The 23,858-nt window shown below is 69.8% G+C and carries 26 protein-coding genes and 1 tRNA gene; 16 read left to right on the top strand and 11 right to left on the bottom strand.

The features are described from left to right. Positions 1-39 precede the first annotated feature (39 nt). Positions 40-729 carry a winged helix-turn-helix transcriptional regulator gene (locus ABD286_RS13065; protein ID WP_344194146.1) on the top strand — a complete coding sequence of 230 codons (690 nt, stop codon included), beginning with the start codon at positions 40-42 and terminating at the stop codon, positions 727-729. A gap of 62 nt (positions 730-791) precedes the next feature. Here ABD286_RS13065 and ABD286_RS13070 read toward each other — a convergent pair whose 3' ends face one another. Further along, a complete protein-coding gene (locus ABD286_RS13070; RefSeq protein WP_344194149.1) occupies positions 792-2,636 on the bottom strand; it encodes a bifunctional metallophosphatase/5'-nucleotidase in 1,845 nt (614 codons plus the stop codon). A 93-nt stretch (positions 2,637-2,729) separates the two neighbouring features. On the opposite strand from ABD286_RS13070, the gene mshD reads away from it, so the two are divergent. The 8 genes from mshD to ABD286_RS13110 all read left to right on the top strand — a co-directional run bounded on the left by mshD (position 2,730) and on the right by ABD286_RS13110 (position 12,389). After that, entirely contained in the window at positions 2,730-3,656 is a 927-nt protein-coding gene (gene mshD, locus ABD286_RS13075) for a mycothiol synthase (RefSeq protein WP_344194151.1), read from the top strand. Between the two features lie 4 nt (positions 3,657-3,660). Continuing rightward, positions 3,661-5,958 carry an RNA degradosome polyphosphate kinase gene (locus tag ABD286_RS13080; RefSeq protein WP_344194153.1) on the top strand — a complete coding sequence of 766 codons (2,298 nt, stop codon included), beginning with the start codon at positions 3,661-3,663 and terminating at the stop codon, positions 5,956-5,958. Further along, complete coding sequence (locus ABD286_RS13085; protein WP_344194155.1) at positions 5,955-6,905, top strand: NUDIX hydrolase; 951 nt, start codon at positions 5,955-5,957, stop codon at positions 6,903-6,905. Before ABD286_RS13080 ends, ABD286_RS13085 begins: the two co-directional genes overlap by 4 nt. Before the next feature lie 265 nt (positions 6,906-7,170). Then, positions 7,171-8,289: a phosphate ABC transporter substrate-binding protein PstS gene (gene pstS / locus ABD286_RS13090; protein ID WP_344194157.1), complete on the top strand. Its 1,119-nt coding sequence runs from the start codon at positions 7,171-7,173 to the stop codon at positions 8,287-8,289. An 81-nt stretch (positions 8,290-8,370) separates the two neighbouring features. Further along, positions 8,371-9,384 carry a phosphate ABC transporter permease subunit PstC gene (pstC, locus tag ABD286_RS13095; protein ID WP_344194159.1) on the top strand — a complete coding sequence of 338 codons (1,014 nt, stop codon included), beginning with the start codon at positions 8,371-8,373 and terminating at the stop codon, positions 9,382-9,384. Beyond that, positions 9,381-10,334, top strand: a complete 954-nt coding sequence (gene pstA, locus ABD286_RS13100; RefSeq protein ID WP_344194161.1) for a phosphate ABC transporter permease PstA — start codon at positions 9,381-9,383, stop codon at positions 10,332-10,334. The genes pstC and pstA overlap by 4 nt, the downstream gene beginning before the upstream one ends. A 16-nt stretch (positions 10,335-10,350) precedes the next feature. Next, positions 10,351-11,127, top strand: coding sequence for a phosphate ABC transporter ATP-binding protein PstB (gene pstB, locus ABD286_RS13105; protein WP_344194163.1), 777 nt, complete (start codon positions 10,351-10,353; stop codon positions 11,125-11,127). A gap of 239 nt (positions 11,128-11,366) precedes the next feature. Continuing rightward, positions 11,367-12,389, top strand: coding sequence for a hypothetical protein (locus tag ABD286_RS13110; RefSeq protein ID WP_344194165.1), 1,023 nt, complete (start codon positions 11,367-11,369; stop codon positions 12,387-12,389). A gap of 74 nt (positions 12,390-12,463) precedes the next feature. Here the strand turns inward: ABD286_RS13110 and ABD286_RS13115 are convergent, their stop codons facing one another. From ABD286_RS13115 to ABD286_RS13125, 3 genes are all read right to left on the bottom strand, one after another. Next, positions 12,464-13,462, bottom strand: a complete 999-nt coding sequence (locus ABD286_RS13115; protein ID WP_344194167.1) for an inorganic phosphate transporter — start codon at positions 13,460-13,462, stop codon at positions 12,464-12,466. Positions 13,463-13,470: 8 nt separating this feature from the next. Continuing rightward, positions 13,471-14,097 (bottom strand): DUF47 domain-containing protein, encoded by a 627-nt coding sequence (locus tag ABD286_RS13120; RefSeq protein WP_344194169.1) that lies wholly within the window; start codon positions 14,095-14,097, stop codon positions 13,471-13,473. Between the two features lie 98 nt (positions 14,098-14,195). Beyond that, positions 14,196-14,414: a hypothetical protein gene (locus ABD286_RS13125; protein WP_344194171.1), complete on the bottom strand. Its 219-nt coding sequence runs from the start codon at positions 14,412-14,414 to the stop codon at positions 14,196-14,198. A gap of 140 nt (positions 14,415-14,554) precedes the next feature. On the opposite strand from ABD286_RS13125, the gene ABD286_RS13130 reads away from it, so the two are divergent. Next, entirely contained in the window at positions 14,555-14,764 is a 210-nt protein-coding gene (locus ABD286_RS13130; RefSeq protein ID WP_344194174.1) for a hypothetical protein, read from the top strand. A gap of 270 nt (positions 14,765-15,034) precedes the next feature. Here the strand turns inward: ABD286_RS13130 and ABD286_RS13135 are convergent, their stop codons facing one another. Together ABD286_RS13135 and ABD286_RS13140 are read right to left on the bottom strand one after the other, a co-directional pair. Then, a complete protein-coding gene (locus ABD286_RS13135; RefSeq protein WP_344194176.1) occupies positions 15,035-15,682 on the bottom strand; it encodes a hypothetical protein in 648 nt (215 codons plus the stop codon). 94 nt (positions 15,683-15,776) lie between these two features. Beyond that, a complete protein-coding gene (locus tag ABD286_RS13140; RefSeq protein ID WP_344194178.1) occupies positions 15,777-16,163 on the bottom strand; it encodes a TFIIB-type zinc ribbon-containing protein in 387 nt (128 codons plus the stop codon). A 120-nt stretch (positions 16,164-16,283) separates the two neighbouring features. Between ABD286_RS13140 and ABD286_RS13145 the strand changes: the two genes are divergently transcribed. Continuing rightward, on the top strand, positions 16,284-16,697 hold the full coding sequence (locus ABD286_RS13145; RefSeq protein ID WP_344194180.1) for a hypothetical protein: 414 nt from the start codon (positions 16,284-16,286) through the stop codon (positions 16,695-16,697). Positions 16,698-16,742: 45 nt separating this feature from the next. On the opposite strand, the gene ABD286_RS13150 is transcribed toward ABD286_RS13145, so the two are convergent. Beyond that, complete coding sequence (locus tag ABD286_RS13150) at positions 16,743-17,414, bottom strand: TetR/AcrR family transcriptional regulator (protein WP_344194182.1); 672 nt, start codon at positions 17,412-17,414, stop codon at positions 16,743-16,745. A gap of 48 nt (positions 17,415-17,462) precedes the next feature. On the opposite strand from ABD286_RS13150, the gene ABD286_RS13155 reads away from it, so the two are divergent. From ABD286_RS13155 to ABD286_RS13170, 4 genes are all read left to right on the top strand, one after another. Then, positions 17,463-18,413 carry an AurF N-oxygenase family protein gene (locus tag ABD286_RS13155; RefSeq protein WP_344194184.1) on the top strand — a complete coding sequence of 317 codons (951 nt, stop codon included), beginning with the start codon at positions 17,463-17,465 and terminating at the stop codon, positions 18,411-18,413. Between the two features lie 197 nt (positions 18,414-18,610). Beyond that, positions 18,611-18,994: a response regulator transcription factor gene (locus tag ABD286_RS13160; protein ID WP_344194186.1), complete on the top strand. Its 384-nt coding sequence runs from the start codon at positions 18,611-18,613 to the stop codon at positions 18,992-18,994. A 94-nt stretch (positions 18,995-19,088) separates the two neighbouring features. Then, a complete protein-coding gene (locus ABD286_RS13165; protein WP_344194188.1) occupies positions 19,089-20,408 on the top strand; it encodes a fibronectin type III domain-containing protein in 1,320 nt (439 codons plus the stop codon). A 56-nt stretch (positions 20,409-20,464) separates the two neighbouring features. Then, positions 20,465-20,537: transfer RNA gene (locus ABD286_RS13170), tRNA-Lys, on the top strand. Between the two features lie 65 nt (positions 20,538-20,602). Here the strand turns inward: ABD286_RS13170 and ABD286_RS13175 are convergent. Continuing rightward, a complete protein-coding gene (locus ABD286_RS13175; protein ID WP_344194190.1) occupies positions 20,603-20,989 on the bottom strand; it encodes a hypothetical protein in 387 nt (128 codons plus the stop codon). 95 nt (positions 20,990-21,084) lie between these two features. Further along, the gene (locus tag ABD286_RS13180; protein ID WP_344194192.1) at positions 21,085-21,420 is read right to left on the bottom strand and encodes a YnfA family protein; all 336 of its coding nucleotides are present in this window, start codon (positions 21,418-21,420) and stop codon (positions 21,085-21,087) included. Positions 21,421-21,495: 75 nt separating this feature from the next. Here ABD286_RS13180 and ABD286_RS13185 point away from each other — a divergent pair, with 75 nt between their 5' ends. Next, positions 21,496-22,062, top strand: a complete 567-nt coding sequence (locus tag ABD286_RS13185) for an AAA family ATPase (RefSeq protein ID WP_344194194.1) — start codon at positions 21,496-21,498, stop codon at positions 22,060-22,062. Positions 22,063-22,114: 52 nt separating this feature from the next. Here ABD286_RS13185 and ABD286_RS13190 read toward each other — a convergent pair whose 3' ends face one another. Together ABD286_RS13190 and ABD286_RS13195 are read right to left on the bottom strand one after the other, a co-directional pair. Continuing rightward, on the bottom strand, positions 22,115-22,858 hold the full coding sequence (locus ABD286_RS13190; RefSeq protein ID WP_344194196.1) for a class F sortase: 744 nt from the start codon (positions 22,856-22,858) through the stop codon (positions 22,115-22,117). A gap of 8 nt (positions 22,859-22,866) precedes the next feature. Beyond that, on the bottom strand, positions 22,867-23,664 hold the full coding sequence (locus ABD286_RS13195; RefSeq protein ID WP_344194198.1) for a hypothetical protein: 798 nt from the start codon (positions 23,662-23,664) through the stop codon (positions 22,867-22,869). Positions 23,665-23,858: the final 194 nt, after the last annotated feature.

The following is a 23,858-nucleotide window of genomic DNA, read 5'->3' on the forward strand; positions in this document are numbered from 1 at the left end:
CCGCTCGAAGGCGACCCCGGCACCGTATCCTTCACAGGCATGGCCCGTCTGCTGCTGCTGACCAACTCCCTGGCGCCGAGCGCCGAGGTGTTGCCGGCGCTCGGGCTCCTGACCCACCACGTGCGCATCATCCCGGCGGAACCCACCGCCCTGGTCGATGCCCCGCCCTCCGACGCCGTGCTGCTCGACGCCCGTCGCGACCTGGCCGTGGCGCGCTCGCTGTGCCGCGTCCTGCGCGCCACCGGCATGTCGGTGCCCCTCATCGCCATCCTCACCGAGGGGGGCCTCGCCGGCATCACCGCCGAGTGGGGCGTCGACGAGGTCCTGCTGGAGTCGGCAGGCCCCGCCGAGGTGGAGGCACGGCTGCGGCTGGCCGCCGGACGCCTCCAGGAGCAGCAGGAGCCCGACGAGGTCCAGATCACCAGCGGCGACGTCACGATCGACGAGGCGACGTACTCCGCCCGCGTGCGTGGTCGCCTGCTCGACCTGACGTACAAGGAGTTCGAGCTCCTCAAGTACCTCGCCCAGCACCCGGGCCGTGTGTTCAGCCGCGCCCAGCTGCTCCAGGAGGTCTGGGGCTACGACTACTACGGCGGCACGCGCACGGTGGACGTCCATGTGCGACGGCTGCGCGCCAAGCTCGGCTCCGAGCACGAGGTGCTCATCGGCACGGTGCGCAACGTCGGCTACCGCTTCGTCCCGTCCGAGGACGCGCACGCCGACGCCTGACCCGATCCCGAGGCACACGAAAGGCGCCCCTCCCGGTGTGGGAGGGACGCCTTCGTCGTGCGTCAGTTCTTCGTGATGCGGGTCAGCGGACCCGGGGTGTACGGCGAGTTGTCCTCGAGGTAGTTCGCGAAGCCGTCGATGTCGAGACCACCGAAGTACTTGCCGGTGCCGGAGGTGAAGGCCGGGAAGCCGTCGCCGCCGTCCGCGAGGAAGTTGTTCGTCACGACCCGGTAGGACTGGGTGTCGACGAGCGGGACGCCGTTCAGCGTGACCGCCCCGAGCGTCGTGCCCGAGTAGGTGTAGCTGAAGCCCTTGGAGACCTGGAGGATCTTGGGCGCGGTGGCGTTGAGCCCGGACCACTGCTGGGTGAGCAGCGACTTGATCTGCGCACCGGTGAGGGTCAGCGAGACCAGGTAGTTGTTGAACGGCTGGACCGTGAAGGCCTCCTCGTAGGTGACGACGCCGTCACCCTCACCCTTGGTGGCCTTGTAGGTCAGGGGCGCCCGGATGCCACCGGGGTTCATGAAGGCGATCTGCGGCGTCTGCCCACCGGTGACGACGGTCGGGTCGGCGAGCTGGGCGTCGGCGATGAGGTCACCGAGCTGGGACTCGCCGCCGGCGTTGACGCTGCCGGGGTTCTCGGTGTTGGAGCGGCCCACGTCGGAGGTGATGGAACCCAGCACGCGACCGGCGATCGGGGCGACGAGCTTCTGGTAGTCGGTGACGAGCTTGGTCAGCTCGGGCGCCTTGGCGTCGCGCGTGACGACGACGTTGGCGCTCTTCACCGAGGTGCGGACGATGTCCTGGGTGCGACGGTCGTACTCGAAGCTCGTGTCGGTGACGAGGCGGCCGAAGGACGACGCCGAGGTGACCATGCGCTGCTGGCCGGCCGGGTCCTTGATGTCACAGACGTACGGCGCGTGGGTGTGTCCCGAGACGACCATGTCGATGGCCGGGTCGAGGGCGCCCGCGATGTTGACGATCGGCCCGGAGAGGACGCCGCCCTTCTGGCAGGTGTAGTCGTAGTTGGCGTTGACCGAGTAGGTCTTGCCGGTCGCCGGGTCGGTCCAGTTCTGCTTGGACGCGGGGAACCCGCCCTCGTGGACGAGCACGACGATCGCGTTGACACCCTGCTTCTTGAGGACCGGGACCAGCTTGTTGGCGGTCTCGACCTCGTCGGTGAAGGTCAGGCCCTCGACACCGGCCTTGGTGACGATGTTGGGGGTGTCCTCGAGCGTCATGCCGATGAAGCCGATCTTGGCGCCGTTGACGTTCTTGATCTCGTACGGCGGCAGGATGGTCTTGTCGGTGCCGGCGTACTTGACGTTGGCCGCGAGGAACGGGAAGTCCGCGCCGGTGAAGGACTTGCCGCCGGGGCAGGAGTCCTGGTTGGCGGCGCCCGCGCCGTCGTCGAGGCAGCCACCGGCGTCGAGGCGCTGGAGCTCCTTGTAGCCCTCGTCGAACTCGTGGTTGCCGACCGACGTGACGTCGAGGCCGACCTTGTTCATCGCCTCGATCGTGGGCTCGTCGTGGAACGCCGCCGAGAGCAGCGGGCTCGCGCCGACGATGTCGCCCGCAGCGACGGTGAGGGAGTTCTTGTGGCCCTTGCGCAGCTCGGCCAGCTTGGTGGCGAGGTACTCCACACCGCCGGCGTCGACGGTGACGTCCGCTGCGGTGGTCACGCCGCCCGCGTCGGTGACGGCCTTGTGGTCGGTGATGATGCGACCGCCGGACCCGGCCGGGGGCTCGAGGTTGCCGTGGAAGTCGTTGAACGACAGCAGCTGGATGTCGAGGGTGGGGCCGTTCTTCGCGGCGGTGGAGGTGCCACTCGCGAAGGCGACGCCCGTGGCGGCCAGCGCGGCGACGGCCACAGCGCTGGTCAGCCGCCGGGTGCGGGGTGAGGTCATGGATGCGTCCTTGTGCGAAAAGGGTGATCCCGGCGGTAGCCGGACCCGTGCACGCTAACCGCGCCGCTCCCCGAAGGGAAGATGCATGGTGCAATGCTTTCCGTGCCTTCTCCTGCGATTCGCGTCACCGACACCCTGGACGACACACAGCGGCAACAGGTCCGTGACCTGCATGGCCGCGCCACCGCGGAGGACGGGGTGAGCGCCCTCTCCGAGCAGTCCGTGCTCCACCTCGCCTCCGGCCCGGGCCGGGTCCGCCACCTCCTGGCGTATGCAGCCGAGCAGCTCACGGGGTACGCCCAGCTCGAGGGGGTCGAGGACGCCGACGCCTCCGGTGAGCTGGTCGTCGACCCGGGGGCGCGGCTGCACGGGGTGGGGACGGCCCTGGCCCGGGCAGCGCTGGAGCACGCCCCGCAGGCCCGGATCTGGTCGCACGGCCGGCTGCCGGGTGCGGGGGCGCTGGCCGAGCGGCTAGGCCTGACCGCGGTCCGCGAGCTCCACAAGATGTCCCGCCCGCTCGGTACGGACGACCTCGACCCGGCCGCGAGCGCCCTGCCTGAGGGGTTCTCGGCGCGGGCGTTCGAGCCCGGGCGCGACGAGCAGGCCTGGCTCTCGACCAACGCGGCGGCCTTCGCCCACCACCCGGAGCAGGGCCGGATCACGCTGGACGACCTCCGGGAGCGGATGGCGTTGCCGTGGTTCGACGCCGCGGGCTTCATCCTCGTCGTCGCCGACGACAAGCCCGACGAGGTGGCGGCCTTCCACTGGACCAAGGTCGAGGACGCCGTGGGGGAGGTCTACGTGGTCGGGGTGCACCCGGCATACCAGGGGCGCGGGCTGGGCCGTCCTGTCACCGGCCTGGGTCTCGCGCACCTGGCCTCCCGGGGGCTGACGGAGGTGGAGCTCTACGTCGACGGCGACAACCAGGCCGCGATACGGACCTACACCGGGCTGGGTTTCGCCAGCATCATGGTGGACGTGATGTATTCGCGCACCGTTCACGAACCACTGTCAGGATGAGCGCATGAGCGTGTCCAGCGTGCCCAGTGCAGCCGACGAGGCCGGCAGCCTCGCCGCGGAGTCCCACGACGGCAGCAACGACGGCGACTACCCCGGGCAGGAGGTGTCGATCGCGAGCGCCCAGCCCCGGGCGTCGAACGGCCGCTTCATGCGCGTGGTCCACGCGACGAACCAGCCCGACGACAGCGGCCTGCCGGGAGACCGGTTCCTCGACCGTGAGATCTCGTGGCTGCAGTTCAACGAGCGCGTCCTCCAGCTCGCTGCCGACGAGTCGGTGCCGCTGCTCGAGCGCGCGCGGTTCCTCGCGATCTTCACGTCCAACCTCGACGAGTTCTTCATGGTGCGGGTGGCCGGGCTCAAGCGCCGCATCGCCACCGGGCTCGCGATCCGCTCGGCCTCCGGCCTCGAGCCGCGTGAGGTCCTGGAGCAGATCTCGCTGGTCGCCCACGAGCTGCAGGCCATGCAGAGCGTGGTCTACAAGGACAAGGTCCAGCCCGCGCTCGAGGACGAGGGCATCTCCATCGTCCGCTGGGACGAGCTCAGCGACCCGGAGCGCGACCTGCTGACCGAGCTCTTCGCCGAGCGGGTGTTCCCCGTGCTGACGCCGCTGGCCGTCGACCCGGCGCACCCGTTCCCCTACATCTCCGGCCTCTCGCTCAACCTGGCCGTCGTCCTCGTGAACCCCAAGACGGGCAAGGAGCATTTCGCCCGCGTCAAGGTGCCGCCGCTGCTGCCGCGACTGCTCCACATCGAGCCCGAGAGCGGCGAACCGGCGACGTCCGACCTGTTCTCGACGCGGTTCGTGCCGCTCGAGGACGTCATCGCCTCCCACCTCGACATGCTGTTCCCCGGCATGGAGGTGCGTGAGCACTTCACCTTCCGCGTCACCCGCAACGAGGACCTCGAGGTCGAGGAGGACGACGCCGAGAACATCCTCACCGCGCTGGAGAAGGAGCTGACCCGTCGCCGGTTCGGACCGCCCGTGCGGCTCGAGGTCGACGAGCTCATCGACGACCACGTGCTCGACATGCTCGTGCGCGAGCTGGGCGTGAGCGACAGCGAGGTCTACCGCCTCCCGGCACCGCTGGACCTGCGCGGCCTCAACCTCGTCGCCGACCTCGAACGCTCCGACTTGCGCTTCGAGCCGTTCCGCGGCCAGTCCCACCCCGACCTGGCCCCGGCGGAGACGGCCAAGGCCGCAGACATCCTCGCCGTCGTCCGCGACAAGGACGTGCTGCTCCAGCACCCCTACGACTCGTTCTCGACGTCGGTGCAGTCCTTCATCGAGCAGGCTGCCGCCGACCCCAACGTCCTGGCCATCAAGCAGACGCTCTACCGCACCAGCGGCGACTCCCCCATCATCGACGCCCTCATCGACGCGGCCGAGGCCGGCAAGCAGGTGCTGGCGATCGTCGAGATCAAGGCCCGCTTCGACGAGCAGAACAACATCTCGTGGGCCCGCAAGCTGGAGCACGCCGGCGTCCACGTCGTCTACGGCATCGTCGGCCTCAAGACGCACGCCAAGCTCTGCATGGTCGTGCGCCAGGAGAACGACGGCACGCTGCGGCGCTACTGCCACATCGGCACCGGCAACTACAACGGCAAGACCGCGCGCATCTACGAGGACTTCGGCGTGCTCACGTCCGACGCCCAGGTCGGCGAGGACCTCGCCCGCCTCTTCAACCAGCTGTCCGGGTTCGCCCCCCGCAGCAAGTTCAAGCGGCTGCTCGTCGCACCCCGCTCGGTCCGCTCCGGGCTCATCGACCGCATCGAGATGGAGATCGAGCACGCCCAGGAGGGCCGCGGCGGACTGGTCCAGATCAAGGTGAACTCGATCGTCGACGAGCAGGTCATCGATGCGCTCTACCGCGCTTCGCAGGCCGGCGTGCACGTCGACATCTGGGTGCGCGGCATCTGCGCCCTGCGGCCCGGAGTGCCCGGCCTGTCGGAGAACATCGAGGTCAGGTCGATCCTCGGCCGCTTCCTCGAGCACTCGCGCGTCTTCCTGTTCGGCGGGGGCGGCGAGGAGCTGGAGGTCTACATCGGCAGCGCCGACATGATGCACCGCAACCTGGACCGGCGGGTCGAGGCGTTGCTGCGCATCTCCGACCCCCGGCACGTCGAGGACCTCCAGTCGCTCATGGCCCGCGGGATGAGCGACGAGTACGCCCACTGGCGGCTCAGCGGTGACGGGCGCTGGACCCGCACGACCCTCGACGCCGACGGCCAGCCCCTGGCCGACCTCCAGGCGGCGATGATCGAGGTGCACGCCAAGCGACGGCGCAAGGCACGCCGGCGTTGACCGCGCCGATCCCCGCCGCGGGCACGCTCCCGTGGCGCCGGCGCCGGGGACAGCTCGAGGTCGCGCTCGTCCACCGGCCGAAGTACGACGACTGGTCCTGGGCCAAGGGCAAGCTCGACCCGGGTGAGGCCTGGCCGGTCGCCGCGGTCCGCGAGACCGAGGAGGAGACCTCGCTGGAGGTCGGCCTCGGCCGACCCCTGCCCACCGCGGAGTACACCGTGCTCGACGCGGCCGGGACCCCCGCGACGAAGACCGTGCACTACTGGGCCGCCGAGGCCACCAAGCCCGCCGGGGCCCTGCGCAACGAGATCGACGAGGTGCGCTGGCTCGACGTCGTGAGCGCCTCCGACCGCCTGGACTACGCCCGCGACCGCGACCAGCTCCGCGCGCTCGTGCGCGCCGACAAGGCGGGCACCCTCACCACGTGGCCGCTGGCGCTCGTGCGCCACGCGCACGCCGTGGGCCGCGGCTCGTGGTCCGGCGACGACCGGTTGCGTCCCCTCGACCGGCCCGGCACGGCCCGCGCCGCCGAGGTCTCCCGGCTCCTCGCTGCATACGGCATCACGCGGCTCGTCAGCTCGCCCTCGGTGAGGTGCGCCGACACACTGCGCCCCCATGCCGCCGCCCTGGGGGTCCCGCTGCGGACCAAGGACGGACTGAGCGAGGAGGGGTATGCCGCGGACGCCGGCCGCGCGCCGCGTCACCTCCTGCGGCTGCTCGAGCGCGGCGTGCCCGCGGCGTTGTGCAGCCACGGACCGGTCCTGCCGGACCTGCTCGGCGTGCTGCTGCCGCTGGTGCACCCCGGCGAGCCCGACGCCGCCCACGTCACCGCGACCCTCGGGACCGCCGCGACGGAGGCGATGGCCAAGGGCGAGGTCCTCGTGGCGCACCTGGTGGGCCATGGCGAGGCAGCCCGGATCGTCGCGGTGGAACGCCACTTGCCCTGACAGAACCTGCTTCGACAGGCCCTGCCCCCACAGGACCGCACGGACGCAGGCGGCGCGTCCAGCCGACAGGCCGCTGCTGACCGGGTGCTGACCTGCCGTTCACGTGGAACCCGTCCGGGAGACGGTGCTGCGCCCACCAATGTCTGGCTGCTGTTCACCGTGCGTTCACCCACGACGGGCCACCGTGTCACCCGACCTGCCTACCTTCACAGTCGTCGGGCATCCCGCCCGCCCCGAATTTTCCCCTGTGAGAGGTTTGAACACCGTGAAGATCCAGCGTTTCGGCCTGCTGGCCAGCGTCGCCGTGGTCGGCTCCCTCGCGCTGACGGCGTGCGGCTCCGACAACAACACCGGCACCGACGCCGCCGCGGGCGGGTCGTCCAGCTCCAGCTCGTCCGACTGCCCCACGGGCACCCTGAACGCAGAGGGTTCCTCGGCCCAGAAGAACGCCATCGACGAGGCGATCTCCACCTTCCAGGACACCTGCGAAGGCGCCACCGTGAACTACAACCCGACCGGTTCGGGCGCGGGCATCAAGCAGTTCCTCGCCGGGCAGGTCGACTTCGCCGGTTCCGACTCCGCGCTCAAGACGGAGGAGAAGGACGGCAAGATCGAGGCGGACGAGGCCGAGACCTACTGCGGCTCCCCCGCCTGGAACCTCCCCATGGTGACCGGCCCGATCGCCGTGTCCTACAACGTCAAGGGCGTCGACAAGCTCGTCCTCACCCCTGAGGTCATCGCCAACATCTTCAACGGCAAGGTGACCACCTGGAACGACGCGTCGATCGCCAAGATCAACTCCGGCGTGACGCTGCCGTCCGAGCCGATCAAGGTCTTCTTCCGCTCCGACGAGTCCGGGACGACCGAGAACTTCACCAAGTACCTCAGCGCCGCGGCTCCGTCCGCGTGGACCGCCGAGCCGGCCAAGAGCTGGACCGGCAAGGGCGAGGGCAAGGAGAAGTCCGCCGGTGTCGCGGGTGCCGTGAAGTCCACCGAGGGTGGTATCACCTACGCCGAGTGGTCCTACGCCAAGGACAACCAGCTCGGCATCGCCCAGATCGACAACGGCGCCGGCCCGGTCGAGCTGACCGGTGAGACCGTCGGCAAGGCCGTCGCCACCGCGAAGGCCGACGGCGAGGGCAACGACCTGCGCCTCAAGCTCGACTACGCCACCAAGGAGGCCGGGGCCTACCCGATCAACCTGGTGACCTACGAGATCGTCTGCTCCAAGAGCAAGGATGCCGCCAAGGGTGCCCTGACGAAGGCCTTCCTCAAGCACTTCGCCTCGGAGGAGACCCAGAGCTCCCTCGAGGAGATCGGTTACGCTCCGCTTCCCGACGAGGTCCGCACCAAGGTCGACGCGGCCATCGACGCACTGTCCTGAACCACCGGGTGAGCCGGGGCTGGACACCTCCGGCCCCGGCTCACCGCTGCTCCTCCTTCCCCCCACCGCGATAGGCATCACGTGTCATCAGTGACCGGCGTATCCCTGGCCGACAAGACCCCCGGACCCCACGGCGGCGCACCGCTCAGCGGTGACGGCGCCGGCACCGGCCGCCTCGGCGACCGCCTCTTCGGTGGCGCGGCCAAGGGCGCCGGACTGCTCGTCATCGCCCTCGTGACCCTCGTCGGGGTCTTCCTGCTCTGGCAGGCGATCCCGGCGATCGCGAACGACAAGGTCAACTTCCTGACCTCGCGCGAGTGGTCGGTCAACGACAGCAACAACCTGCGGTTCGGCATCGTCGAGCTGCTCTGGACCACCGTGACGGTGAGCGCCATCGCGATGCTGATCGCCGTCCCCGTCGGGGTCGCCGTCGCCCTGTTCATCACGCAGTACGCCCCGACCTGGCTCTCCCGGCCGGCTGCCAGCCTCATCGACCTCCTGGCGGCGGTGCCGTCGATCGTGTTCGGCATCTGGGGCCTGCGGACGTTCGGCCCCGTGTTCGAGCCGGTGCAGAACTTCCTGCGCGACACCATCGGCTGGATCCCGCTCTTCAGCGACGCCAACATCAGCGGCGGCAGCACGATCTTGTTTGTTGGCGTCGTGCTCGCGATCATGGTCCTGCCGATCGTCACCGCCCTGTCCCGCGAGGTGTTCGCCCAGACCCCCATCACCCACCGTGAGGGCGCCCTGGCGCTCGGTGCCACCAAGTGGGAGATGATCCGCGTCGCGGTGCTGCCGTTCGGCAAGCCCGGCGTCATCAGCGCCGCGATGCTCGGCCTGGGCCGGGCGCTCGGCGAGACGATCGCCGTGACGATCATCCTGTCCACGCTCCCCGACGGGTCGAAGTGGACCTGGTCGCTGCTCAACGGTGGCGAGACCTTCGCCTCGCGGATCGCCAACAACGCCGCTGAGTTCGACACCCCGCAGAAGGCGGGCGCGTTCATCGCTGCCGGCCTCGTGCTGTTCATCCTGACCTTCGTCGTCAACGCCATCGCGCGAATCGTGATCGACCGCAGGAAGGCCTTCACCGAATGACGACCTCGACTCCCGCCGTGACGTCCTCCGGCTCGACGAAGACCGCCGACTCCACCCCACCGAGCTCGCGCGGTGGCAGCCCGACGGGCCTGGGTCACAAGGCTCGTGGTCGCGCGGTCAAGGATCAGATCGCCCGCGTGGTCATGTGGGGCGCGTTCCTGCTCGCCCTGATCCCGCTCGTCTGGATCCTGTGGACGGTCGGCTCGAAGGGGTACCACCTGCTCCTCGACTCGACCTGGTGGACCAACTCCCAGCGCGGCATCACCTCGCGCCGCGAGGGCGGCGGCGCCGTCCACGCCATCCAGGGCACGCTCATCCAGGGCCTGACCACGGCGCTCATCTCGGTGCCGATCGGCGTCCTCACCGCCATCTACCTCGTCGAGTACGGGCGCGGACGCCTCGCGAAGACCGTCTCGTTCATGGTCGACATCCTCACCGGTGTCCCGTCGATCGTCGCCGGCCTGTTCGTCTACGCCCTCTGGGTGACGACGTTCGGGTTCCAGCGCGTCGGCTTCGCCGTCTGCCTCGCACTCGTGCTGCTCATGATCCCGGTCGTGGTCCGCTCGACCGAGGAGATGCTCAAGCTCGTCCCGAACGAGCTCCGCGAGGCGTCCTACGCCCTCGGCGTGCCGAAGTGGAAGACGATCATGCGGGTCGTGCTCCCCACGGCCTTCTCGGGCATCGTCACCGGCGTCCTGCTCGGCCTGGCCCGCGTCATGGGCGAGACCGCGCCGCTGCTCATCCTCGGGCCGTACACGAAGTCGATCGCGACGGACCTCTTCGGTGGACTCATGCCGACGCTGCCGACGATGATCAACCAGGACCGGACCGAGTCGCTGCCCGCCGCGGTCGACCGCATGTGGGCTGCCGCCCTCACCCTGATCCTGCTCGTGCTCCTGCTCAACATCGCCGGTCGCGTCGTCTCGCGCTTCGGCTCCGTGAAGAAGTAAAGGACGAATTCCCCTCATGGCCAAGCGAATCGACGTCAGCGACCTGAACGTCTACTACGGCGCGTTCAAGGCCGTCGAAGGCGTGACGATGACCGTGGAACCGCGCTCGGTGACCGCGTTCATCGGACCCTCCGGCTGCGGCAAGTCGACGTTCCTGCGCACCCTGAACCGCATGCACGAGGTCATCCCCGGCGGTCGCGTCGAGGGCAAGGTCATGCTCGACGACCAGGACCTCTACGACTCGTCGGTCGACCCGGTGGCCGTGCGCCGCACCGTCGGCATGGTGTTCCAGCGGCCGAACCCGTTCCCGACGATGTCCATCTACGACAACGTCGCCGCGGGCCTGAAGCTCAACGGCGTCAAGGGCAAGAAGCGGCTCGACGAGGTCGTCGAGAAGTCGCTGCACGGGGCGAACCTCTGGAACGAGGTCAAGGACCGCCTCAACAAGCCCGGCGCCGGCCTCTCCGGTGGCCAGCAGCAGCGCCTGTGCATCGCCCGCGCCATCGCCGTCGAGCCGCAGGTGCTGCTCATGGACGAGCCGTGCTCGGCGCTCGACCCGATCTCCACGCTCGCGATCGAGGACCTGATCGGTGAGCTGAAGAGCCAGTACACGATCGTCATCGTCACCCACAACATGCAGCAGGCGGCGCGCGTCTCGGACCGCACGGCGTTCTTCAACCTCGCAGCGACCGGCAAGCCCGGCAAGCTGATCGAGGTCAACGACACCCAGCGCATCTTCAACAACCCGAGCGTCAAGGCCACGGAGGACTACATCTCCGGCCGCTTCGGCTGACCCCGCCCCGCCCCCTCCCCCTGCCTCTGCCCCCTCTTCCCCCTCTTTCCCCTCGCCCCTCTTCCCCGACTTCGTACCCGCTGTTCCGCTCATCGCCACCGGAATTGCGGGTTTCGGCGGAACTGCGGGTACGAAGTCGGGGGAGTTGGGCGTGCACAGGTGAGCTCGGTGCACACGGCCGTCCACAGGCGCGCACGACGACATCGATCTCCCCTTCGCTGATCGCCCACGATCGGGCAGTGCGTCCACCACCCGACCTGACCGCCCTGCCGCCTCTCGTCACCCGGGAGCGCGCGCTCCGGACCCTGACCCGGCACCAGCTCGACGGGGCTCTCGCCTCAGGACGCCTCGGGCGGGTGCGGCGCGGCCTGTATGACGATCCGGGCCGCTGCGCGCGCCTCACCACCCCCGCGCGGCATGTCGGGCTGGCCGAGGCAGTTCAGGCGTCCGAGACGGGGGCGGTCCTCAGTCACGTCTCGGCCGCCCTGGTCTGGGGACTACCCAACCCACGCTGGACCACCCCGCGCATCCAGCTGACGGTGACCGGACGCGCCCGCACCAGTCGCGCCGGCAGTGCAGTCCTGCTGCACCGCGCCGCGCTGCCGCACCGCCACCGCGCGGTCGTCGACGGTCTCTGCGTCACCTCCCCGGCCCGGACCGTCCTCGACTGCTTCCGCACCCTCCCTCTGGGCGACGCGCTGGCCGTCGCCGACGCCGCCTTCCGTCGCGAGCTCCTCGAGGCGGTCCACCTCGAGGATGCCCTTGAACTCATGCACCGGTGGCCGCAGCTGGAACGGGTGCACCGCGGCATACCCCTGATCGATCCACGACGCGAGAACTGGCTCGAGTCCTTCTCAGCAGCTGCCCTGGCCACCCATGGCGTGCCTCTCGCTACGCCGCAGGTCGCGGTCTACGACCTGGACGGCACCTTCGTCGCCCGGGTCGACGCGCTGTGGCAGGAGCACGGCGTCATCGGCGAGGCGGACGGGGCAGGGAAGTACCTCGGGGACTTCGACGAGGCCGGTGACCGCAGCCCGGAGGCCGTCGCCCGCAGGGTCATCGCAGCCGGGGTCCGGGAGTCGCGGTTGCGCGACCTGGGCTTCGGGGTGGTGCGCTGGGACCCACGGGAGATCACGACCAACCCCGCGCGGGTGGCACGCCGCTTCCATGCCACCGCAGCGGCGACAGACCGGTCCAGGATCCGCGCGCTCGTCCGGCTCGAGGGCTCTCCAGCGGCGACCTCGTACCCGCCAGCCCGCTGAAACGCCGCTGTTCCGCCCAGATGAGCGGAACAGCGGGTACGAAGTCGGGGAAGAGGGGCGAGGGGCCCCGGGGGTCAGACGACGAGGTCGACGAGCCAGAAGCTGACGGCGGCGACGATGCCGGCTCCGGGGAAGGTCAGCACCCAGGCGCCGACGATGTTGCCGGCCACACCCCAGCGCACCGCGGAGAGCCGCTTGGTGGCCCCGACACCCATGATCGCCGAGGTGATCGTGTGGGTCGTCGAGATCGGGGCGCCGAACGCCAGGCCGGCGACGTAGAGGATGCCGGCCGCGGTCGTCTCGGCGGCGAAACCCTGTGGCGGGTCGAGGTGGATGATGCGTCGGCCGAGGGTACGCATGATGCGCCACCCTCCGGCGTAGGTGCCGAGCGAGATGACCACGGCCGAGAGCACGAGCACCCAGATCGGGATGGAGTCGTCACCGGGGGCGTGGTAGCCGCCGACCGTCAGGGCCAGCACGACGACACCGGCGGTCTTCGCGGCGTCCTGCAGTCCGTGGCCGAACGCCATCGCCGCGGCGGACGCCGTCTGGGCGTAGCGGAAGCCTCGCGAGACCCGGCCCGGCTGGGCGTTGCGGAACAGCCACAGGATCGAGGTCATCACGAGGTAACCCACGACGACACCGACGATGGGAGACGCGATCATCGGGATGATGATCTTCTCGAAGACGCTGGCCCAGTGGACGCCCGCCGAGGCCGCCAGTGCTGCCCCGCCGAGTCCGCCGATGAGCGCGTGCGACGAGGACGAGGGCAGGCCGTACCACCAGGTGAGGAGGTTCCAGCCGATGGCGCCGACGAGGCCGGCGCCGCAGATCATCAGGCCGACGTTGCCGCTGGGGGCGTCGATGACACCGGAGCCGATCGTCTTGGCGACCTTGGTGCCGAAGAAGGCGCCGACGAGGTTGGCGACGGCAGCCATCGCGAGGGCGACCCGAGGGGTGAGGGCGCGCGTCGAGACCGAGGTCGCGATGGCGTTCGCCGCGTCGTGGAAACCGTTGGTGTAGTTGAACCCCATCGCCAGGGCGATGACGATTCCGACCGGAAGCCAATCCATGGGAGGACTCAGGACTCCTTGACCGCGATGCTCTCGACCTTGTGCGCGACGGTCTCGAAGGCGTCGGCGGCGGCCTCGAGCTCCTCGATGACCTCCTTGAGCTTCATGATGGTGATCGCGTCGGTGCCGTACTCGCCGTTGAACAGCGCCGCGAGCAGGCCGCGGTAGATCTGGTCGGCCTGGTTCTCGAGACGGTTGATCTCGATCCAGTACTCCGAGAGGTCCTTCATCGAACGCAGCCGCGGCATCGCCTCGGCCGTCAGCTCGGACATCCGCGACAGCACCTCGACCTGGTCGGACACGCCGGCCGGGAGGTCACCGATGCGGTAGAGCACGATCAGGTCGACCGCCGCATCCATGAGGTCCATGCAGTCGTCGAGCGTCGACGCCAGGCCGTGGATGTCCTCACGGTCGAACGGCGTGATGAACGAGCTGTTCACCTTGCGGATGATCTCGTGCGTCGCCTCGTCGGCGGCGTGCTCGATCTCGCGCATCCGCGCAGCCACCGTCTCGCGCTCGCTGTGGGCGACACCGAGGATGGTGGTCAGCTCACGGGAGCCGTCGATGAGGTAGGAAGCAGACTTGGCGAACAGGTCGTAGAAGCTGTTCTCCTGCGGGGTGAGGCGGAAGCCCACGGTTCTCTCCGGTCATGCGGGGGGATGGCCGGAGACGATGCTACGGGCAACCCGGCCGGAACGTGCAACCCGGCCGAAGCCTGCCGTTCACCGGACGTTCAGGCGTTCTGCCGCTTCCAGATGCGGTGGGCGTGCTCGGTGGCCTCGTCCGGCCCCTCGCACTGGCCCCGCTCGATCCCCAGCGCCCGGTCGATCTCGTCATCCGTCAGGGGACGCTCGCTCGCCGAAGCAGCCACGACGAGGTCTCCCACGAGCTCGATCTCGTCCTGGAGCGCGTCGTCGGTGAGCTCTGCACCGGCGTGCGGGTCCGTGGTCATGGCAAAACGCTAACGGAGTCTGGAGACGACCCGGACATTAGTTTGCGATGTCTTGACCAGCGCACGGCACTAACCACCCATCCGGGTCATGCCGGGACCATACGGACTAGTCACTTAGTTCTATGTCGGATGATGGAGTCATGCCGCCCGAGGTCGACGGCGCCCGCGAGGGCGAGCCGACACACGTCGAGGACAGAGGTTCCTTCAGCCATGCCGTGTGCCACGTGTGCGGGTGGACCGGGCCGGGACGACGCGCCCGCCAGGGGTCGCGCCGCGATGCGGCCAAGCACCTGGACGAGCGCCACAGCGGTGCGGCCACCGACGACGGCCGCCGAGACGACCGGGGCTGAGGACCAGCACTCCTGACCCCCGCGGGACGCGGTCGTGGGTTCAGGATCGGTGTGTGTGCGCCGGGCCGGGAGCGCCTCACGGCACGAGGCCGCTCGTAGCGGCTTAATTTGGGACCCGGGGCTACCGCGGCCCGGCGCACACCAAACCATAACCCCGCGCACCCGCAGACTGTTCCCCCGTTCGGCCCCTTGTGGACGACCCGACGTCGGTGTGACCGACCAGGGCGCGAGGGTATGCAGCGTGCGCCGCACGGTGCCGCGCGGAACCTCTCAGCGCAGCTCGCCGGCCCGCCACAGGCGGGCGCACGCCTCGAGGTCGCCGGCGGTCGAGAGCATCGACGCCGCCCGCTGGGTCTGCACCCCGGCAGCCTCGCGGTCCTGCGCGTCGGTGGTGTGGGCACGATCGGCACGGCCGGCGGCGACGACCCGGCAGAATGCCGCTGCCCGTTGCAGCGCAACGGCAAAGTCGCCTTCGAACACTCCGCGCAGGATGGCATCGGTGAGCTCTCGCAGCTCTGTCGGACCGGGCGGCTCGGCCACTCCGGCGACCACGTGGTTGACGTCCGTGAACCGGATCCCGGCGGCGTAGTCGGACGCGGCGTCCTCAGGGCTCCGACGCACCCACTCGCGCAACGCGTAGAGCCGCCACAGCGCGCCGGGCAGGCTGCGCGGCGGGCGGTCGGCCCACAGCTCGGCGACCGTCGAGAGGCCAAGGTCGTCGACGAGCGCGACGAGGCGCGCGGTCACGGCCGGGTCGTCCGATGCCCGGCCGGTCCCGACGAGGACGGCCGCGGTCTCGTGGGCGACCTCGGTCACCTGCGCGGGGTCGGGGACGGTGCCGCCCTGCGACTCCATGGCCGCAGGGCTGAAGAAGGCGGGACGACGGGGGCCGGGACGACCGCTGGGCTCGTTGTTCATCGACACCAGTGTCCCAGCAGCCCCCGACGTGCGCTCAGTTCGCGCTCAGTTCGTGCACCCAGACCCCCACGGCCCAGCGGTCGGGGCGGACCGCTCAGCCGAAGAGGTCGTCGAGGAACGACTTCTTGCGCTTGCCGTGCCCGTACCCCTGGTTGTGCCCGCCGTAGCCGTACCCCGGCACCTTCGAGGTCTGGCGGTAGGGAGCCTGCTGGCTGTGCACCGGCGGCTGCTGCCACCCGCCCTGCTGCGGCGGCTGCTGCGCGTACTGCTGGCCCTGGGCCGGCGCCTGTCCGGGCGGGCCAGCGGGCGGGCCTTGGGGCGGACCGGGCTGATGCCAGGCGTTCTCCGCGGCAACGAGCGCCTCGAGCTCGCCCCGGTCGAGGAACAGACCACCACAACCGGTGCACTGGTCGACGTGGACACGGTTGCGCTCGTAGGAACGCATGTCGGAGCCGCACTTGGGGCAGGTCAGGGTGCTCATGACGAGCCAACGGACCGCCCGGCGACGGGGTTCCGCGCGAGCCGTCGACAAGCGGCTTGAGTGGCGCCGACGGGCCCACGCTCCCCCGCCCACCGCGCGGCATACGCCATGGTGGGAACCATGACCGACGTGCAGCCGAGCCCGTCCACCCCACCGTCACCGGAGCCCCATCGCGGGCGACGCGTCGCTGTCACCGTCGTCTCCGCGGTCGTCGTGGTGCTGGGGGTGGCCGGGTTCGCGTTCTTCGGGTTCCTCGCGTGGCTCGGGCTGTGCGGGGTGTCCGGGTGCTCGGGCGGCGGGTTCGGGCTGTCGACCGATCCGGGAGGGACCCAGCTGATGCTGGCCCTCGCCGGAGCCTGCCTGCTGGTGGGCCTGATGGTGCGAGCAGCGTTGCGCCGCAACGTTCGCAGCGCCGCGTATGGAGTGCTGCTGGCCCTCGTGGCCACCGTCACCCTGGGCGCCGCCATCGGTGCGGACTGGCGCGGATGCCCGCGCTCGATCTCCCACGCGACGTGCATGGCGGAGAGCCGCTGACTCGGCGCGGCCGGCGCCGACGCACGCCGGCGACGCCGGTCACCGTCAGGCCCGGGTGCCCGTGACGCGAGGGGACAGACCCATCCAGGCGAGGTCGGTGAGCGTGGCGACGAAGGCCTCCTCGCTCACCGTCGGGCGGTCGAGCCAACGGTTCGTCGCGAGCTGGACCATGCCGACGATGGCGTAGGCGACGGTCTCCGCGTCGTCGCTCTGCTCCTCCTGACGGGTCGCGACGAGGACGCCTACTGCGCCGGCGATGGCCGCCTCGACACTGCCGACGAAGTCGCCACCCTCGCCGAGGTCGTTGTGGGCCATGGCGTACCGGTAGAGGTCGCGCTCCTCCCGGACCAGCGCGACATACGCCCCGATCGCGGCGCGCAACAGGTCGCGGTCGTCACCATGCACGCGGGCGAGCTCGGTGGTGATGCGCGGGATGAGGAGGTCGGCTGCCACCTGCTCGAGCACCGCGCGGTGCAGGTCGTCCTTGTCGCGGAAGTGGCGGTAGAGGACGGGCTTGGTGACCTTCGCCTGGCGGCAGACGTCGTCGAGGCTGATGTGGGGGCCGACCTGACGGATGGCGGCGATGGCGGCGTCGACGAACTCGCGTCGACGCTCTTCGCGGTGCGCCTTCCACCGCTCGCGGCGCCCGTCGGGGCGGTTCGCCTCATCGGCCCCACCGTCGTCGACCGACGACCCCTTGACTTCTCCAGACTTCATGCTAAGCATGGTAACTGTTACTGACGGTTACACCTCTGGAGTCACCCCATGACCACCGTGAACACCGCACCCCCCAGCTCTCACCCGGACGCCGCCGAGCGGCTGGCGCGCATCCAGCCCCGGCACGACCGCGACACCACCGCCCGCCGCCTGCTCGCCTCGGCCGCGAAGCACTCGTACGACCCGCAGGTCGACATCGACTGGTCCGAGCCGCTCGAGGCGGGGCTGTACGGCCTGAGTCCTGAGTGGTCCCCGCTCTACGGGACGCCGCTGTGGGACTCGCTCGACCAGGAGCACCGCATCCGGCTCACGGAGCACGAGTTCTGCTCCGTGTCGGGAGTGGGGATCTGGTTCGAGATAATCCTCATGCAGATGATCCTGCGCGACGTCTACGACCAGGACCCGGCCACTCCGCACGTGCAGTTCGCGCTCACCGAGATCGCTGACGAGTGCCGCCACTCGGTGATGTTCGCCAAGACGGCGGAGAAGTACGGGGCCCCTTCCTACCGACCCACCCACGTCTCCCACCAGCTCGGCCGGCTCTTCAAGACGTTGGCCCACGGCCCGAACCTGTTCGCCTCGATCCTCGTCGCGGAGGAGGTGCTCGACATCTTCCAGCGCGAGCTCATCGCGGACGAGCGGGTGCAGCCACTGACCCGTGCCGTGAGCCGGATCCACGTCATCGAGGAGGCGCGGCACATGCGGTTCGCCCGCGAGGAGATCGCGCGGCGGGCGGCGGAGATGTCGCGGGCCCAGCGCGGCCAGCAGCGGGTGGTCCTCGGCATCGTCGCCAACATCATCATCGACAACCTCGTCCACAAGGACGTGTATGCCGCCGCCGGTCTCGACCCCGACGCAGCCGCTGCGGCTGCGCGGGCCAACGACCACTACGCCGACAAGCTGCGGACGAGCGCGGAGAATCTGACGACGTTCCTCGCCGATGCCGGCCTGATCGGCGGCCCGTCGCAGCGGCTCTGGAGGCGCGCCCGCCTGGTGTGACCGCCGGTCGGGCGGCTGGGTAGGTTCTCCCGGAAAGCCGGCCGGGCTGCATACTTTTTGCCTTGTTTTGTCCTCGTCCGAACAGGTCGTTCTCCCCGCTAACTCCTCAGCGGGCGCGCCGGGTCGGCCGATGTGGCGACAACGTTGTCACCATGGCATGAGCCAGCCCGGCACCGGACCATCACGAGAGGCAGGTCATGGCGGTAGCTCTGGTCGTCGAGCACGACGACGACATCAGGACCCTGGTGTCCCTGTCCGCGGCGAAGGCCGGCCTCGAGCCGGTGGCGGCGGACTGCGGCGAAGCGGCCATGACCCTCATCGCCGACGGGCTCAAGCCCGATGTCGTCGTGCTGGACGTGCGTATGCCGGGGCTGAGCGGGCTCGACGTCGTGCGCGCCATGCGGGCGCACACGTACCTCGAGACCACTCCCGTGGTCATGCTCAGTGCCATGGCGCGCCCCGAGGACCGGCAGGACGGCCTGGAGGCGGGGGCGGACGAGTACGTGCTGAAGCCGTTCAGCCCCCGCGCCCTCGCCACGGTGCTGCGCGACCTCGTGGCTCGCACCCGCCCCTCGACGTGATCGGCGGCGGGACCACTCCCCGCCGCCTCCACCGAACGGTCCGGATTCGGGCATTTCGCACCAACCCGGCCTGACCGGCCGATACCTTCCGGGCATGCGCGCGCGACGACGGCTCCCCTTTCCCCTGGTTGCGGGAATCACCCTGCTCGCCTCGGCCGCGGCCCTGAGCGCCGGCGCCGCCTCGGCTGCTCCGCTGGTGATCGGCGACACCACCCCGCCCAAGGTCTACACGCAGAACTTCGGTCCGCGCGGCGTCGACCTGGCCGCCGGCACCAAGGACGTCGTCATCACCCTGACGACCACGGACGAGACCGGTGCCAGGACGCCGACGGCTGGGTTCAGGGCCGTCAACACGGACGAGAGCTTCGGCTTCGGTCCGATGACCCGCGTGTCGGGGACGGCGCAGCAGACGAACTGGCAGCGCCGGATCACCGTCCCGACCTCGGCCCTGCGCACCTGGTACGTCGTGGTCAACCCGCTCGTCGACACCCTCGGCAACGCCGAGACGCAGTCGCACCCCGACTTCTCAACCATGACCGGCTACAACAGCTCGATCCCGTCGGCGCCCACAGCCCCGTCCGCGCTGTCCGGCTTCCCCGGGAACACGATGGCCAACATCTACTGCATGGGCGGGCCGGAGTGGAACGGCGGTTCGCCCATCACGGGTTATCGGGTCACTGCCACCCCCGGCGGCATGACGATGACTGGCACGTCGTGCAACTTCCTCATGAAGGGGCTGACGAACGGGGTCACGTACACGTTCACCGTGGCTGCGATCAATGCCCGTGGCGCCAGCGAGGAGTCCCGTCCCACTGCGCCCATGACCGCGCGGCCGGCCTTCCGCAGGACCCCTCCCCCTGTCGTCACCGGCGTCGCCAAGGTCGCCTACACCCTCACCGCTGCGCCCGGCACGTGGGAGCCCACCCCGGATCAGCTCACGTATCGCTGGGGCCACCTCAAGGACGACGGGTCTGGCACGGCCACGCCCATCGCGGGCGCGACCTCCCTGACCTACAAGGTGAAGGAGTCCGACCGCGGACACCGGCTCGCGTTCGAGGTGACGGCGTCGAAGGTCGGCGGATACCCCACGGTGACCCGCGCCTTCTGGACCACGCGGGTGCCGCTGGGACTCACGGTCAAGCCCACGCCGGTCGTGACCGGGACCGCGAAGGTCGGATCCACCCTGACCGCGACGGCGGGGACCTGGGAGCCGGCGCCGGTCACCCTCACCTACCGCTGGTACCGCGTCGCCTCGACGGGCAGCACCTCACCGATCTCCGGGGCGACTGCTCGGACCTACACCCCCGTCGCGACCGACGGCGGCTACCGGCTGCAGGTCGTGGTCACGGGGTCGAAGGCGGAGTACCAGACGGTCCTGCGGCCCTCGGCCGTGACGGCGGCCGTCGCCCGATAGCCTGTCGCCCGCCGGTATGGCGCGCGGCCGCTTGCAGGGGGACGCGTCCGGACCGAGGGCCTCTAGCTCAATTGGCAGAGCTGCGGACTTTTAATCCGTAGGTTGTGGGTTCGAGCCCCACGGGGCCCACTCATCTCGCTACGACTTCGCCTGATGCGCGACACCTGCTTCGGCTGAAGGGCAACGCGCACGCGCTACGCGCAGCCGGGTGGTTCCGCGTCGCCAGCCGTGCGAAGGAAGACCACTTCGTCGCCTTCGGCTTCGAAGACCGCCCGCTGCTCCGAGTCGAGCGTGAGGCGACCTTCTTGGTAGGGGTTATCCCACCCGGGCGGAGCCGACCCTCCGCCGTCACTCGCCAACGGTTTCTCGGCCCGCCACCAGTGGTCGCCGATCCGGGCGTACTCGACACCGCAGTGGGTGAGGACGAAGAACGTGACCGCTTCACCCTGGGGCGGCATGACCTGCGTGTAGGCCGTGAGCTCCTCGCGACTGGGCTGCCGATCGCTGCACCCCGAAACCAGCACAGCGAGCCCGACTGCAACCGCCACCCGCGACCCGGCAACTCTGCGCATCAGCGTCACCCCCTGCCGTCAGGATCGCAGCAGGGCGTGCCGAAGAGGTGCCGAGCAGCGCGAACCGAGCACGAATCGTGATGCCCGACGAAGCACCTCAACCATCAGGCGCTGCGTGGCGCGTACATGATCACGGCGACGCCGACCAGGCACACCAGGGCACCGACGACGTCATACCGGTCCGGCCGGAACCCGTCCACGACCATGCCCCAGAGCAGCGACCCGGCGACGAACACCCCTCCGTATGCCGCGAGGATGCGGCCGAACTGTGCGTCTGGTTGGAGGGTGGCGACGAACCCGTACAGCCCCAGGGCAATCACCCCGGATCCGATCCAGAGCCACCCGCGGTGCTCACGAACTCCCTGCCACACCAGCCAGGCTCCACCGATCTCCGCCACGGCGGCGAGCACGAACAGCAGGACCGATCGGAGCATCGTCATCCCGCGATCCTCGCAGTCCCCCCAGCTGTCCACGAGCATGGACCCATGGGCGCAGACACCGGGCAGCCACATTCCATGACACGCAAGGACCAGACATCGCGGGCGCTGTTCGTCACGGGAGCAGTGGGTTCGGGCAAGAGCACGGTGCTCGACCACCTCGGCGACCTGCTCGAGGAGGCAGGCGCGCCGTTCACCCTCGTCGACCTCGACTGGCTCCACCGGACGTGGCCGCCTCCCCCGGACGACCCCCAGCAGTCACGGCTGGAGCTGGCCAACCTCCAAAGTCTCGTGACGAATGTGCTTGCTGCACAGGGCGACCGGCCTGCACCCAGCGGCTCGGAGCACAGCTTCGTGCTGGCTGGCGTGCTGGTGGACGACGACCAACGGGCAGCCGTCACCCACGCCTTGGCGCGCCCGATGACCGTCGTGCGGCTCGAGGTGGAGCCTGACCAGCTCGAGCGGCAGCTTCGCACGCGGTACACCGACCCCGATCGTCGCCGCCACCTCGGGTGGCACCTCGGCGTGGCCGCGGCGATGGAGGAGCGGCTGCGCGCGTCCTCCGTGGCAGACCACGTCGTGCCGGTGGCCGGCCGGTCACCCCGGCAGGTGGCGAGCGCAGTACTCGCCACCGCCGGCTGGTGAGCGACCCCACGACGGCGAGGCCGCGACATACGAGGTCAGCGGCATTGAGTGGTTACTTCGTGCCGACGAGGTCGGCGTAGACCACGACGTTGTCGACGTGGTGGCCGGTCTCGCCGTTGAACACACCACCGCAGGTAATGAGTCGCAACGCAGCCCGGTCGACGGTGCCGTAGACCTTGTCGGTCGGAAAGTCCTTCTTCGGGTACTGGCCGACATCGGTGACCTTGAAGACGGCGGTCGTCCCGTCCTTGCGGTCGACCTCGATCTGCTGCCCCTTCTTCAGGGCACCGAGCTCGAAGAACACGGCCGGCTTCTTCTGCCACGTCACGTGGGCCGCGATGACCGACGGACCGAGCTCACCCGGGGTGGGGCTGCCGTCGTACCACCCGGCGGAGGTCCCGTCCTGGGGCACCTCCATGGTGTTGTCCTTCTGCAGCCCCAACGTGATCATCGAGGCAGACACACCGAGGCCGAGGATGCGGACCTTCGTCGGCGTCGACCGGTCGAGGATCGTCCCCTTCGGCTCGGCGTATGCAGCGCCGCCGGCGGCCTTGGGCTTCGCGGTCGCCGTGGTCGACGGGGTCGGGTTCAACGCCTCCACGGGCGGCTGCTCCCACTGCTCACCACCACCGTGGTCGTGCGTGCCGCTCGCGAGCGCCGGTGAGGGCGGCGTGCGTGACTCCTGCTGGGAGAGCCCGAACCCGAGCAGCCCGATGCCCGCGACGGCCAGGGCCACGACCGCAGCCGGCGCGGTGAGGCGCCGTCCGCGGCCGTGATCGTCCTGTGCTGTCTGCACGAGTTCGGTCAGCCCTCGACGTTCACGGTCGAACGGCGACGGAAGGCCAGCAGTCCACCCGCACCAGCAAGGGCCAGCGCACCCAGGCCCAGCGAGCCCTTGGCCTCGATGCCCTCGGACGAGCCACCACCGGTCTCGACACCACCGGTCGGAGCAGCACCGGCGGAGGCGCCGGAGATCGTGCCGCAGGTGGCCGGGTTGGTGGCCTCCTCCGGGATCCCGTTGACGCCCAAGGACTTGGCGAACGTCGACTCGCCCAGCGCGTCCATGTCGTACTTGTCGTTGCCGTTGGCGTCCAGGCCGTGCTGCACGACGTGCAGGTTCCTCAGCTTCGCTCCGGCACCCTCGGGCAGCTCGATGGTGCGGCTGTAGGACAGGTTGCCGTCGGCGTCGGCGACCGGCATGCGGTCGACGGCCAGACCACTCTTGGGGCTGGTGTCGCCCTTGGTGGTCAGCGAGATCATGACGTCGCCGTACATGGGCAGCCCCTCCTCGACGTTGACCTGGCCGTCGCCGTCCGCGTCAGCGGCCGAGGTCGGGCAGGTGAAGTCCTTGTCGTCGCTGAAGGACCCGTGGAAGTGCTGGGCATGCGGCGAGTTCGGCGTGAAGCCGGTGCCGTTGATCTTGATCGTCATGCTGTCCCCGTTGAGGGTGACCTGGGCGGTGGACTTCGAGCCGCTGTTGTTGCCCATGGTGTCGACCAGCGACATCGTGTAGGCCTCGTCAGCGCTCGCGCCGGTGGCCCCCGCAAAGATCAGGGCGCAGGTGGCGGGCGCGGCAAGCGCAAGCTTCGTCGTTGAACGCATTCGCTGTGCTCCTTCAGTTCAGTTCCGCGAGACCCGGTCTCTGAGCCCCTCGGGTGGTGCAGTGCCGAGGCGATTCGGTGCATATGTCCGTTTGGATTGGTCACGCGGACACCGCGACATGTCGAGGAAGTCGTCAGAGGATGTCGAGGACGCCGTCCCGGCCTCGTTCTGGGGGTGTCCGTGCACAGCGCGAC

The organism is Pedococcus aerophilus (genome assembly GCF_039532215.1).
In the GTDB taxonomy this organism is placed as follows: domain Bacteria; phylum Actinomycetota; class Actinomycetes; order Actinomycetales; family Dermatophilaceae; genus Pedococcus; species Pedococcus aerophilus.